Below are 12,446 nucleotides of genomic sequence, written 5' to 3'. Positions count from 1 at the left end.
CAACGATAGCCATATTGAACAGGGAGAAATTTATGAAGCTTCGGCTGTCGGCGCTTGCGCTGGGCGTAACAATGCTTGTGGGCTGCGCCAGCTCTGGCGAGCAAACGGGACGCTCCGATCCTCTCGAAGGATTTAACCGTTCAATGTACAGCTTTAACTATAATGTGCTGGATCCGTATCTGGTTCGTCCGGTTGCCGTGGCATGGCGTGACTACGTTCCGCAGCCGGCGCGTAACGGGCTGAGCAACTTTACCAGTAACCTGGAAGAGCCAGCGGTTATGGTCAACTACTTCCTCCAGGGCGACCCGTATCAGGGGATGGTGCATTTCACCCGCTTCTTCCTGAACTCCCTGCTGGGTATGGGCGGCTTAATTGATGTCGCGGGCATGGCGAACCCGAAATTACAGCGTGAACAGCCGCACCGTTTCGGCAGCACGCTGGGGCATTATGGCGTAGGTTATGGGCCGTATGTGCACCTGCCATTCTACGGCAGCTTTACCGTGCGTGATGATGGCGGCGACATGGTGGATACGTTGTATCCGGTGCTGTCATGGCTCACCTGGCCGCTGTCGATTGGTAAATGGACCGTGGAAGGAATTGAAACACGTGCGCAACTGCTGGACTCTGACGGTCTGCTGCGTCAGTCTTCCGATCCGTACATCATGGTCCGCGAGGCCTACTTCCAGAACCATGACTTTATAGCCAACGGCGGTAAGCTGAAGCCGGAAGATAATCCGAACGCGAAAGCCATCGAGAACGAATTAAAAGATATCGATTCGGAATAAATAAAAAAGGTGAGCGATGCTCACCTTTTTTAATCGTGTTGGAATTAGAACGCGTAGTTGAAGTTGGTACCAAACAGCCAGGCTTTACCTTCAGAGGTAAACTCGTAAGGGCCTTCCTGGAAGGTCACTTTCTGTCCATGCATGTACGACACGCCCGCGTCGATAGAGGCATTCTCGTTGAACGCGTAGGTTGCCCCCGCACTCACCCAGAAACGGTCCTGATCCGGAATGGAGATAGAACGCTTATCTGCCGGTACCGGGCTGTCATCAAATGCCACGCCGGTACGGAACGTCCAGTTGTCATCCATATAATAGGTCGTACCAAGTGCGATACGGTAAGCATCGTGGAAGCTTTCGTCTTTATAGAACAGCGTCTGGCCGTTGCTGCCGGTGGCTTTCAGCTCCTGGAACTGGCTCCAGCTGGTATACGCGAGGCTATAGTGAATAGCCCACTGCGGCGCAACGCGGTTATAACCTGACACTTCCCACATTTCTGGCAGATGCAGTGACAGTGAACCCGGTACGGTTTGATTCGAGGTACCCCATGGAATGGTGGTGCCTGCGCCCGGTACCATACCGTTGACTGGGCTCAGGATGCCGCTTTTGTAATCGCCATCGAAGTCAATCTTCACTTCTGAGCGGTAGGTCAGACCCCAGCGGTTGTTTTTATCCAGTTCATACAGGATACCGGCGTTCCAGCCGTAGCCCCATTCATCGCCTTTCAGGCTGGCAATTTTATTGCTGTTTTTCGGCAGCGCAGCAGTTTGCTCCCCGGAGTAACGCTCGATTTTTGCATCGGCGTAGACAGCATCAAAGCCCAGACCAAAGCTCCAGTTATCGTTCAGACGATATGCGCCGCTCAGGTTGAGGTTCAGGGTCGTCAGGTCGGTTTTACCGCCGTATTCCCCGGCCGGATAGTTGTTATTGAACTCCGTTGCCAGGCCATAGTTAGAGGTGACAGAGGCACCCCAACCAAACTGTTCATTGATTGGCGCAACAAAGTGCAGGTTAGGCACCCACGCGGTCGGCGCAATGTTATCCGCCTTCAGATCTGCGCCGGTGAACTGAGATTTGCCAGAAATATTGACATCAGGATCGATGTAAACCGCACCGGCAGAGAAGGTAGGGCGATCAAACATCATGATCAGCGCCGGGTTACGGCTCGCGTTGCCTGCGTCATCGGCAATCGCACCTTCCCCGGAATACGCACGGCCAAGGCCAGAGGAAGAAAATTCGTTTAACTGGAAGCCCGCTGACCAGGCGGACGTTGAGACGATTGCCACTGCAACTGCTAAAGCAGTTTGTTTGAACAGGGTTTTCTGGCTCATGACCATAACCTCATTGAGTTATTTTTATTCAATAATTGTTACATACCGTAACAGGAGCGCGAAGTGTAGGGTCTGAGGTATGACTTACAAATCAGACCAGTGGCGAGAGTATAGGTCTGACCAGCTGGGATGTTGCAAGTTTGTTTATTAATATTTTCAGATATGTTTCTTGAAACGAGATCTGGTTGGCAAAATTGTGACCAGTGCGATTCCTCTGAAAAGGGGAATTTTGTTTTAGATCATTTTTTAGTGTGATATTGCTCACTTATCCGATTTTGCGCCATTAACGGCTGGAGGGGGCTCGTCCGGGGGCGTAAAATAGACGCATCGTGTTTATCTCGCGCCCTGCGCGAATACAGAGGAAATTGAGCTATGAGTAAATGCAGTGCTGATGAAACCCCGGTTTGCTGCTGTATGGATGTTGGCACCATTATGGACAACACCGATTGCACCGCCTCTTACAGCCGCGTATTCCCTAACCATGCTGAAGCGGAAGAGACGCTGGCCGCGCTGAGCCAGCGCGCGCGTGAAGTCGAATCCGATCCGTGTGAAATCAAATCCACCTTCACGGAAGTGGAAGGCGGCGTGCAGCTGGATATCGACTTTGTGTTCGCCTGCGAAGCAGAAACGCTGATCTTCCAGTTAGGCCTGCGTTAATACTTTTTGCACGGGCCTATGATCGTGTAGGCCGGGTAAGGCAACGCCGCAACCCGGCAACAAATCTCACAAATGCCTCTGCCATGCAGGGGCATTTTCTTTTTCTTCTCTGTGCCTTAGCTCGCAATTTTTCGCTTCCCCGATTGGCTCAATGTAAAAAAATAGTTAAGACTATTATCAGGTCAGACCACTTAATGTGCGCGCAAAATTTTTTTACAGGGGAGTGTTATGAGTCAGGCATTACCGCTTATCACCCGACACGGTGACCGCATTGCCATTATCAGCGGGTTACGTACGCCGTTTGCGCGTCAGGCAACCGCGTTTCACGGTATACCGGCAGTCGATCTGGGAAAAATGGTAGTGGGGGAGATGCTGGCTCGCAGCGAGATCCCGCCAGAGGTTATTGAGCAACTGGTTTTCGGCCAGGTGGTGCAAATGCCGGAAGCGCCCAATATCGCACGTGAAATCGTGCTGGGCACCGGCATGAATGTTCATACCGACGCCTACAGCGTCAGCCGCGCCTGCGCCACCAGTTTCCAGGCGGTGGCGAACGTGGCGGAAAGCCTGATGGCGGGGACCATTCGCGCGGGGATCGCCGGCGGCGCGGATTCCTCCTCCGTGCTGCCCATCGGCGTCAGCAAACAGCTGGCCCGCATCCTCGTGGATGCCAACAAAGCTCGCACTACCGGTGCAAAGCTTAAACTCTTCTCGCGTTTACGCCTGCGCGACCTCATGCCCGTGCCACCTGCCGTTGCTGAATACTCCACCGGCCTGCGTATGGGCGACACTGCCGAGCAGATGGCAAAAACCTACGGTATTACCCGCGAACAGCAGGATGCACTGGCGCATCGCTCGCATCAGCTCGCTGCGAAGGCCTGGTCGGAAGGCAAACTTGCCGACGAGGTGATGACTGCTTATATCCCGCCTTTCCGCGAACCGCTGGTGGAAGATAACAATATCCGTGGCACCTCGACGCTGGAGGATTACGCAAAACTGCGCCCGGCGTTTGATCGTAAACATGGCACCGTTACGGCGGCCAACAGTACGCCACTGACGGACGGTGCCGCCGCCGTGATCCTGATGACGGAATCCCGGGCGAAAGAGCTTGGCATCACACCGCTGGGCTATTTGCGTAGCTACGCCTTTACCGCCATTGATGTCTGGCAGGACATGCTGCTCGGTCCGGCCTGGTCCACGCCGCTGGCGCTGGAGCGCGCGGGGCTAACGCTCTCCGATCTCACGTTAATTGATATGCACGAAGCCTTTGCCGCACAAACGCTGGCAAACGTGCAGCTTATGGCGAGCGAACGTTTTGCCCGCGACGTGCTGGGCCGCGCCCACGCGACCGGCGAAGTGGATCAGAGTAAGTTTAACGTGCTTGGCGGATCCATCGCCTACGGCCATCCATTTGCGGCGACCGGCGCGAGAATGATAACCCAGACTTTGCACGAGCTGCGTCGCCGCGGCGGCGGTTTTGGTCTCGTTACCGCCTGTGCGGCGGGCGGCCTGGGTGCAGCAATGGTTCTGGAGGCTGAATAATGGAAACGACATCTGCATTTAACCTGGCTGTTCGCCTTGATAACGTGGCTGTTATCACCATTGATGTACCCGACGAAAAGATGAACACCCTGAAGGCCGAGTTCGGCGTTCAGGTGCGTGCGATGCTCAGACAGATCCGCGAAAACAAAGCGATACGTGGCCTGGTATTTATCTCGGCAAAGCCGGATAACTTTATTGCCGGGGCCGATATCAACATGATTGCCCGGGCGAAAAGCGCTCAGGAAGCAGAAGACCTGGCGCGTCAGGGGCAGCAGGTAATGGCGGAGATCCATGCGCTGTCGATACCCGTTGTCGCTGCGATCCACGGGGCCTGCCTGGGCGGTGGGCTTGAGCTGGCGCTGGCCTGTCACAGCCGCATTTGTACCGACGATGCGAAAACGGTACTCGGACTGCCGGAGGTACAGCTTGGATTGCTGCCCGGTTCAGGTGGCACGCAGCGCCTGCCGCGTCTGGTGGGCGTCAGTACGGCGCTGGAGATGATTTTAACCGGTAAACAGCTGCGCGCCCGTCAGGCATTAAAGGCGGGTCTGGTTGATGAGGTCGTTCCGCACGCCATCTTGCTTGAGGCCGCCGTTGAGCGGGCGCTGAAAGGTCGTCAGGCGAAACGCCCTCTGCCGGTGCGCGAGCGTATCCTCGCCGGGCCGCTGGGGCGCACGCTGCTGTTCAATATGGTGGGTAAAAAAACCGAGCAAAAAACCAAAGGGAATTATCCGGCAGCGACGCGCATTCTGAAGGTGATTGAAACCGGTTTATCGCAGGGCAGCAGCAGCGGTTATGCTGCGGAAGCGAAAGCCTTTGGCGAGCTGGCGATGACGCCGCAGTCGCAGGCGCTGCGCGGCATTTTCTTTGCCAGCACGGAGGTTAAAAAAGATCCGGGCAGTGAAGCTGAACCGGCTCTGCTGCGCGCCGTTGGCGTTCTGGGTGGTGGGCTGATGGGCGGCGGCATCGCATTTGTCACCGCCAGCAAAGGCAAATTGCCCGTACGTATCAAAGATATCAACCCTAAGGGTATCAACCATGCGTTGCAGTACAGCTGGCAGAACCTTGATCGCAAAGTGAAACGCCGCCATATCAAGGCCAGTGAGCGCGATAAAACCCTCGCGATGATCACTGGCGCCACCGACTACAGTGGGTTTGCACACCGCGATCTGGTGATTGAAGCCGTGTTCGAAGATCTGGCCCTTAAGCAGCAGATGGTGGCGGATGTTGAACAGCACTGCGCGCCGCACACCATTTTCGCGTCAAATACCTCGTCTTTGCCGATCGGCGACATCGCGGCGAAAGCCGTGCGCCCGGAGCAGGTGATAGGGCTGCACTATTTCAGCCCTGTCGAAAAAATGCCGCTGGTGGAGGTTATCCCACATGCCACAACCAGCCCGCAAACTATTGCCACCGTGGTGAAGCTGGCGAAAAAACAGGGCAAAACCCCGATTGTGGTCGCGGACAAAGCCGGCTTCTACGTCAACCGCATTCTGGCGCCGTACATTAACGAAGCGATGCGGTTGCTGACGGAAGGGGAGAAAATTGAGCACGTCGATGACGCTCTGGTGAAGTTTGGTTTCCCCGTCGGCCCAATCCAACTTTTGGATGAGGTAGGAATTGATACGGGGACTAAAATTATCCCTGTGCTGGAAGCGGCTTATGGCGATCGTTTTGCGCCGCCTGCAAACTTTGTTTCTGCAATTTTGAAGGACGATCGCAAAGGCAGAAAAAATGAACGCGGTTTCTATCTTTACGCCGCGAAAGGGCGTAAAAGCAAGAAACAGGTCGACCCTTCGGTTTATGCGCTTATTCCTGTCACGGGTCAGGCAAAATTGTCGGCGGTTCAGTGTGCTGAGCGCTGCGTAATGATGATGCTCAATGAAGCGGCGCGCTGCTTTGGTGAGCAGGTGATCAAGAGCGCACGCGACGGCGACATCGGCGCCGTGTTTGGTATCGGTTTTCCGCCATTCCTTGGCGGTCCGTTCCGGTATATGGATACCCTCGGGGCGGGTGAAGTGGTTGCGATCCTGCAACGTCTGGCCTCGCAATATGGTCCACGGTTTACACCTTGTGACGAATTATTGCAGATGGCGGAACGGGGTCAGACATTCTGGCCCGTAAGGGAAACTGATTGCGTAAACTGAAGTCAAAGAAGGGTAAATCCTGAGGTGATGGAACCTGTTCTGGCGAAATTGTAAACAGAGATTGACTATACTTACGCCATTGAGGTAAAAAACAGCGTTTCATTCACCGAATGGATCAGGCACAATGCCCGGCCATCGGGTTTTCTACCTCAGAGCATTAATCGCGGGTAGTTAACGCCGGTGATTCTGGTTAACAAAAGCGGTGCAATATGCAAGTTTTTATCATGCGTCACGGCGACGCGGCACTCGATGCCGCCAGTGACTCAGTACGTCCTTTAACCGTCTGTGGCTGCGACGAATCCCGTCAGATGGCGACATGGCTTAAAGGTCAAAAAGTGGACATTGAACGCGTTCTGGTGAGTCCGTTCCTGCGGGCAGAACAGACGCTGGATGTGGTAGGGGAGTGTATGAACCTGCCATCCAGTGTGGATGTGCTCCCTGAACTTACGCCGTGTGGCGATGTTGGCCTTGTCAGTGCTTATCTTCAGGCGCTGTGCAATGAAGGTGTCGCTTCCGCACTGGTCATTTCCCACCTGCCGCTGGTCGGCTATCTGGTATCTGAGCTGTGCCCGGGCGAAACGCCACCGATGTTCACTACGTCCGCCATTGCCAACGTCACCCTCGACGAAACCGGCAAAGGGGTCTTTAACTGGCAAATGAGTCCGTGCAACCTGAAGATGGCAAAAGCCATCTGACGTGACGTGCGATATGGCGGGGTGCAGCGTGCCTCCCGCCATCCTGTCAGGGCAACTCTGGCGGCTGCCACTCCTCCACTTCAATCAATACCAGCAATGCGGCATCTCCGCCGTACTCTTTGGGTGCCTGATGAAACGCCATCACGTGCGGGTGCTGAGCCAGCCACAGCGGTGTCTGTTGCTTAAGAATATGTTTGCCGTGGCCGTGCATTACGCAGGTGCAAAAAACATGCTCGCGACGACATGCCGCGATCAACGCCCCCAGCTCCTGTTTCGCCTGCATCTGGGTCAACCCATGCAGATCGAGGAACAGCTCCGGCGAGTAATCTCCCCGGCGTAATTTTTTCAGTTCAAAATGGCTGACGTCTTCGCGCACGTATTTCACCGCACCCTGAGTATTGAGCAGCGGCTGAAACTCATCTGAAAAATAGTGGCTGTTATCGGCCTGCTCCTGGAGCAGACGTTTGACCGGAACCTCGCTGACTTTTTTACGCTGCGGGCGATGGACAATGGTGTCGTGCGTGATTTGACGCGTCCCGGTCATCAGCTGGCGGAAGAGAGCCTGATCCTCCTCGCTGAGCGATGTTTTCTTTTTCATTCGTCATTCTCATCTCGTATTTCCGATAGTGTACCCGACTAAACGCATTTTTTAACCTCAAGCGACACGCGTCATTGCTGATTTATCGCCGTCTTCATGGCAAACTAGCCGCCGAAAATTATGCGAGCATGCCCTGGAGGAAAGAGTGGATAAAATTTTTGTCGATGAAGCAGTAAACGAGCTGCATACCATACAGGACATGTTGCGCTGGTCGGTTAGCCGCTTCAGCGCCGCCAATATCTGGTACGGCCACGGTACGGATAACCCGTGGGATGAGGCCGTTCAGCTGGTGCTGCCGTCTCTCTATCTGCCGCTGGATATTCCGGAAGACATGCGCACCGCGCGCCTGACCTCCAGCGAAAAACACCGCATCGTTGAGCGCGTGATCCGTCGCGTGAACGAGCGCATTCCGGTGGCTTACCTGACCAACAAAGCCTGGTTCTGCGGCCATGAGTTCTATGTTGATGAACGCGTGCTGGTGCCGCGCTCGCCGATTGGCGAGCTGATCAACAACCACTTTGACGGCCTGATTAACCATCAGCCGCAGCACATTCTTGATATGTGCACCGGCAGCGGCTGCATCGCCATTGCCTGCGCGTACGCCTTCCCGGAAGCGGAAGTGGACGCCGTCGATATCTCCACCGACGCGCTGGCCGTCACCGAACACAACATTGAAGAGCACGGGCTGATTCATCACGTCACGCCTATCCGCTCTGACCTGTTCCGCGACCTGCCGACGCTGCAATACGACCTGATCGTCACCAATCCGCCGTACGTGGATGCAGAAGACATGTCCGACCTGCCGAACGAGTACCGTCACGAGCCGGAGCTGGGTCTGGCGTCCGGCTCTGACGGGCTGAAGCTGACCCGCCGCATCCTGGCCTGCGCGCCGGATTATCTGACCGACGACGGCGTTCTGATTTGTGAAGTGGGCAACAGCATGGTACATCTGATAGAGCAGTACCCGGATGTGCCGTTCACCTGGCTTGAGTTCGACAACGGCGGTGACGGCGTCTTTATGCTGACCAAGGCGCAGCTGCTTGATGCACGCGAATACTTCAGTATTTACAAAGATTAATCCAGCGGGCTTCGGCCCGTTTCACAACGCTCAAACACAAACAACAACATCGGAGCCGTGATGGCAGGAAACAGTATTGGACAGGTATTCCGTGTGACCACCTTTGGCGAGTCGCACGGTCTGGCACTGGGTTGTATCGTTGATGGCGTCCCGCCAGGCATCGAACTGACCGAAGCCGATTTACAGCATGACCTTGACCGTCGGCGTCCGGGTACCTCTCGCTACACCACGCAGCGTCGCGAGCCGGACCAGGTCAAAATTCTCTCCGGCGTATTTGAAGGCCGTACCACCGGGACCAGCATTGGTCTGCTGATTGAAAACACCGATCAGCGTTCTCAGGACTACGGCGCGATTAAAGACGTCTTCCGTCCGGGCCACGCTGATTACACCTACGAACAAAAATATGGCTTTCGCGACTATCGCGGCGGCGGACGTTCTTCCGCACGTGAAACCGCGATGCGCGTGGCGGCAGGGGCGATTGCCAAAAAATATCTCCAGCAGAAATTCGGCATCGTTATCCGCGGTTGTCTGACCCAGATGGGCGACATTCCGCTGGCTATCAAAGACTGGGAGCAGGTAGAACTTAACCCGTTCTTCTGCGCCGATGCCGACAAGCTGGACGCGCTGGATGAGCTGATGCGTGGCCTGAAAAAAGAGGGCGATTCCATTGGTGCGAAAGTCACCGTGGTGGCCGATGGCGTGCCGGCTGGCTGGGGCGAGCCGGTATTTGACCGCCTTGACGCCGACATCGCCCACGCGCTGATGAGCATCAACGCGGTGAAAGGCGTTGAAATCGGCGACGGTTTTGACGTGGTTAAGCTTCGCGGCAGCCAGAACCGCGACGAAATCACGAAGGCGGGTTTCCAGAGCAACCATGCGGGCGGCATTCTGGGCGGCATCAGCAGCGGGCAGCAAATTATTGCCAATATCGCGCTGAAGCCCACGTCCAGCATTACCGTGCCGGGCCACACGATTAACCGCGCTGGCGATGAAGTTGAGATGATCACCAAAGGGCGTCACGATCCGTGCGTGGGGATCCGCGCGGTACCGATCGCAGAAGCGATGCTGGCGATCGTGCTGATGGATCACTTCCTGCGCCAGCGCGCGCAGAATGCGGATGTGACGACCACCATTCCACGCTGGTAACTATGAAAAAAACCGCAATCGCTCTGCTGGCGCTGCTGGTCAGTGGAGCAAGCCTGGCCGCTACGCCGTGGCAGAAAATCACCCATCCGGTAGCGGGGAGCGCGCAGTCCATTGGCGCTTTCTCCAACGGGTGTATCGTCGGCGCGCAGGAACTTCCGCTGCAATCGGATACCTATCAGGTGATGCGCACCGACCAGCGCCGTTATTTCGGCCATCCTGACCTGGTGCTTTTTATTCAGCGTCTTGGCAACCAGGTGCATAATCTGGGGCTGGGCACGATGCTGATTGGCGATATGGGGATGCCTGCCGGTGGCCGCTTTAACGGCGGTCACGCCAGCCACCAGACCGGACTGGATGTGGATATCTTCCTGCAATTGCCGAAAACGCGCTGGAGCTCAGCGCAACTGCTGAAACCGCAGGCGCTGGATCTGGTCTCGGCCGACGGTAAACGTGTCGTCGCCTCGCGATGGTCGCCGGAAATTTCCAGCATGATTAAGCTGGCGGCAAAGGATAACGACGTCACGCGGATCTTTGTTAATCCGGCCATCAAGCAGCAGCTTTGCCTGGATGCGGGAACGGATCGCGACTGGTTGCGTAAAGTGCGCCCGTGGTTCCAGCATCGTGCCCATATGCATGTTCGCCTGCGCTGCCCGGCGAACAGCCTGGAATGTGAAGATCAGCCGCTGCCACCGCCTGGCGATGGTTGTGGTTACGAACTGCAAAGCTGGTTTGAACCAGCCAAGCCTGGAACCTCTAAGCCTGAGAAGAAGACACCGCCTCCGTTGCCGCCTTCCTGCCAGGCGCTACTGGATGAGCATGTACTTTAATGGATAATTTCGTCGACCTGTTCATGGTGTCACCGCTGCTGCTGGCGGTGCTCTTTTTTGTTGCAATGTTAGCCGGATTTATCGATGCCCTGGCGGGCGGCGGCGGGTTGCTCACCGTTCCGGCGTTGCTGGCGGCAGGCATGAGCCCTGCCCAGGCGCTTGCCACCAACAAACTCCAGGCATGCGGCGGTTCGCTCTCCTCGTCGCTCTATTTCATTCGGCGTAAAGTTGTGAATCTCGCCGATCAGAAGCTCAATATCCTGATGACGTTTATTGGCTCAACGGCGGGCGCGCTGCTGGTCCAGCACGTACAGTCCGACATTCTGCGCCAGATCCTGCCGCTGCTGGTTATCTGTATCGGCCTCTATTTCTTACTCATGCCAAAGCTCGGGGAAGAAGATCGACAGCGTCGCCTTCACGGCCTGCCGTTTGCGCTGATCGCCGGTGGCTGCGTCGGTTTTTACGATGGCTTCTTTGGCCCGGGGGCAGGCTCGTTTTACGCGCTGGCATTCGTGACGCTGGCCGGGTTCAACCTCGCCAAATCCACCGCCCACGCCAAAGTCCTCAACGCGACCTCCAACGTTGGCGGTCTGCTGCTGTTTATCATTGGCGGCAAGGTTATCTGGGCAACCGGGTTTGTGATGATGGCAGGGCAGTTTTTGGGCGCGCGCGCAGGCTCGCGTCTGGTATTAAGCAAAGGGCAAAAGCTGATCCGCCCGATGATTGTTGTCGTCTCGGCGGTGATGAGCGCCAAACTTCTTTATGACAGCCATGGACAGGAGATCCTCACCTGGTTGGGGATGAACTAATGAACAGTACGCATAACTACGAACAGCTGATTGAGATCTTCGATAGCTGTTTTGCTGATGATTTTAATACCCGTCTGATTAAAGGCGACGACGAACCGATCTATCTTCCAGCTGATGACGAGGTTCCGTATAACCGCATCATCTTTGCCCACGGCTTTTACGCCAGCGGTTTGCACGAAATTTCGCACTGGTGTATCGCCGGGAAAGCGCGTCGCGAGCTGGTGGACTTTGGTTACTGGTACTGCCCGGACGGGCGCGACGCCGCCACCCAGGGGCAGTTTGAAGATGTGGAGGTGAAACCCCAGGCGCTGGAATGGCTGTTCTGCGTGGCGGCGGGTTTCCCGTTCAACGTGAGCTGTGACAACCTCGAAGGCGACTTCGAGCCAGACCGTATCGTCTTCCAGCGCCGCGTTCATGCGCAGGTGATGGAATATCTTGAGAAAGGCATCCCGGCACGTCCGGCACGCCTGATCGAGGCTTTACAGAATTATTACCACACGCCGGAGATCACGGCGGAACGCTTCCCGTGGCCGGAAGATCTTTAACAGAGGAAAGAAGATGATCGCAGAATTTGAATCACGCATTCTGGCGTTAATTGATGACATGGTGGAACACGCCAGTGATGATGAGCTGTTCGCCAGCGGTTATCTGCGTGGTCACCTGACGCTGGCGGTAGCCGCGCTGGAAGCCGGGGACGATCACTCTGCCGACGCCGTTCACGCGGAAGTCACTCGCAGCCTGGAAAACGCTATTCAGGCCGGGGAACTCTCTCCGCGCGACCAGTCTTTAGTGCTGGGCATGTGGGATAATTTGTTCCAGCAGGCGAAAGCGAAGTAA

13 protein-coding genes are annotated in these 12,446 nt (G+C 55.9%); 11 read left to right on the top strand and 2 right to left on the bottom strand.

Features of this window, described 5'->3' with window-relative positions; translation table 11 throughout:
• Positions 1-32 precede the first annotated feature (32 nt).
• A complete protein-coding gene (gene mlaA / locus L384_RS00950) occupies positions 33-785 on the top strand; it encodes a phospholipid-binding lipoprotein MlaA (RefSeq protein WP_003861365.1) in 753 nt (250 codons plus the stop codon).
• Positions 786-829: 44 nt separating this feature from the next.
• On the opposite strand, the gene fadL is transcribed toward mlaA, so the two are convergent.
• Positions 830-2,113 (bottom strand): long-chain fatty acid transporter FadL, encoded by a 1,284-nt coding sequence (gene fadL / locus L384_RS00955; RefSeq protein WP_003861367.1) that lies wholly within the window; start codon positions 2,111-2,113, stop codon positions 830-832.
• A gap of 372 nt (positions 2,114-2,485) precedes the next feature.
• Here fadL and L384_RS00960 point away from each other — a divergent pair, with 372 nt between their 5' ends.
• From L384_RS00960 to sixA, 4 genes are all read left to right on the top strand, one after another.
• Entirely contained in the window at positions 2,486-2,770 is a 285-nt protein-coding gene (locus L384_RS00960) for a YfcZ/YiiS family protein (protein ID WP_023325008.1), read from the top strand.
• Between the two features lie 228 nt (positions 2,771-2,998).
• A complete protein-coding gene (fadI, locus tag L384_RS00965) occupies positions 2,999-4,309 on the top strand; it encodes an acetyl-CoA C-acyltransferase FadI (protein ID WP_023325007.1) in 1,311 nt (436 codons plus the stop codon).
• Entirely contained in the window at positions 4,309-6,456 is a 2,148-nt protein-coding gene (gene fadJ, locus L384_RS00970; protein ID WP_023314597.1) for a fatty acid oxidation complex subunit alpha FadJ, read from the top strand. The genes fadI and fadJ overlap by 1 nt, the downstream gene beginning before the upstream one ends.
• A 209-nt stretch (positions 6,457-6,665) precedes the next feature.
• Positions 6,666-7,151 carry a phosphohistidine phosphatase SixA gene (gene sixA, locus L384_RS00975; RefSeq protein WP_003861375.1) on the top strand — a complete coding sequence of 162 codons (486 nt, stop codon included), beginning with the start codon at positions 6,666-6,668 and terminating at the stop codon, positions 7,149-7,151.
• Positions 7,152-7,197: 46 nt separating this feature from the next.
• Here the strand turns inward: sixA and smrB are convergent, their stop codons facing one another.
• Complete coding sequence (gene smrB / locus L384_RS00980) at positions 7,198-7,749, bottom strand: endonuclease SmrB (RefSeq protein ID WP_022651546.1); 552 nt, start codon at positions 7,747-7,749, stop codon at positions 7,198-7,200.
• Between the two features lie 145 nt (positions 7,750-7,894).
• Here smrB and prmB point away from each other — a divergent pair, with 145 nt between their 5' ends.
• From prmB to L384_RS01010, 6 genes are read left to right on the top strand one after another with little or no spacing between them, the layout of a single operon-like run.
• Positions 7,895-8,827 (top strand): 50S ribosomal protein L3 N(5)-glutamine methyltransferase, encoded by a 933-nt coding sequence (prmB, locus tag L384_RS00985; protein ID WP_003861381.1) that lies wholly within the window; start codon positions 7,895-7,897, stop codon positions 8,825-8,827.
• A gap of 60 nt (positions 8,828-8,887) precedes the next feature.
• A complete protein-coding gene (gene aroC / locus L384_RS00990) occupies positions 8,888-9,973 on the top strand; it encodes a chorismate synthase (RefSeq protein ID WP_023314595.1) in 1,086 nt (361 codons plus the stop codon).
• Between the two features lie 2 nt (positions 9,974-9,975).
• Positions 9,976-10,800 carry a penicillin-insensitive murein endopeptidase gene (gene mepA, locus L384_RS00995; RefSeq protein WP_023325006.1) on the top strand — a complete coding sequence of 275 codons (825 nt, stop codon included), beginning with the start codon at positions 9,976-9,978 and terminating at the stop codon, positions 10,798-10,800.
• Positions 10,800-11,609: a sulfite exporter TauE/SafE family protein gene (locus tag L384_RS01000; protein WP_003861386.1), complete on the top strand. Its 810-nt coding sequence runs from the start codon at positions 10,800-10,802 to the stop codon at positions 11,607-11,609. The genes mepA and L384_RS01000 overlap by 1 nt, the downstream gene beginning before the upstream one ends.
• Positions 11,609-12,154: an elongation factor P hydroxylase gene (locus tag L384_RS01005; protein WP_023314593.1), complete on the top strand. Its 546-nt coding sequence runs from the start codon at positions 11,609-11,611 to the stop codon at positions 12,152-12,154. Before L384_RS01000 ends, L384_RS01005 begins: the two co-directional genes overlap by 1 nt.
• Positions 12,155-12,167: 13 nt before the next feature.
• The gene (locus L384_RS01010; protein WP_003861391.1) at positions 12,168-12,446 is read left to right on the top strand and encodes a YfcL family protein; all 279 of its coding nucleotides are present in this window, start codon (positions 12,168-12,170) and stop codon (positions 12,444-12,446) included.

Origin of the sequence: Enterobacter sp. MGH 38 (genome assembly GCF_000492855.1) — a bacterium.
Lineage (GTDB): Bacteria > Pseudomonadota > Gammaproteobacteria > Enterobacterales > Enterobacteriaceae > Enterobacter > Enterobacter hormaechei_C.
The sequence above is the reverse complement of the archived record's forward strand: the minus strand, read 5'-3'. Positions and strand labels throughout refer to the sequence as shown.

Bases quoted from the DNA above. Each gene is read 5' to 3' on its own strand.
- mlaA (WP_003861365.1), top strand. From the start codon at position 33: ATGAAGCTTCGGCTGTCGGCGCTTGCGCTGGGCGTAACAATGCTTGTG.
- fadL (WP_003861367.1), bottom strand. From the start codon at position 2,113: ATGAGCCAGAAAACCCTGTTCAAACAAACTGCTTTAGCAGTTGCAGTG.
- L384_RS00960 (WP_023325008.1), top strand. From the start codon at position 2,486: ATGAGTAAATGCAGTGCTGATGAAACCCCGGTTTGCTGCTGTATGGAT.
- fadI (WP_023325007.1), top strand. From the start codon at position 2,999: ATGAGTCAGGCATTACCGCTTATCACCCGACACGGTGACCGCATTGCC.
- fadJ (WP_023314597.1), top strand. From the start codon at position 4,309: ATGGAAACGACATCTGCATTTAACCTGGCTGTTCGCCTTGATAACGTG.
- sixA (WP_003861375.1), top strand. From the start codon at position 6,666: ATGCAAGTTTTTATCATGCGTCACGGCGACGCGGCACTCGATGCCGCC.
- smrB (WP_022651546.1), bottom strand. From the start codon at position 7,749: ATGAAAAAGAAAACATCGCTCAGCGAGGAGGATCAGGCTCTCTTCCGC.
- aroC (WP_023314595.1), top strand. From the start codon at position 8,888: ATGGCAGGAAACAGTATTGGACAGGTATTCCGTGTGACCACCTTTGGC.
- mepA (WP_023325006.1), top strand. From the start codon at position 9,976: ATGAAAAAAACCGCAATCGCTCTGCTGGCGCTGCTGGTCAGTGGAGCA.
- L384_RS01000 (WP_003861386.1), top strand. From the start codon at position 10,800: ATGGATAATTTCGTCGACCTGTTCATGGTGTCACCGCTGCTGCTGGCG.
- L384_RS01005 (WP_023314593.1), top strand. From the start codon at position 11,609: ATGAACAGTACGCATAACTACGAACAGCTGATTGAGATCTTCGATAGC.
- L384_RS01010 (WP_003861391.1), top strand. From the start codon at position 12,168: ATGATCGCAGAATTTGAATCACGCATTCTGGCGTTAATTGATGACATG.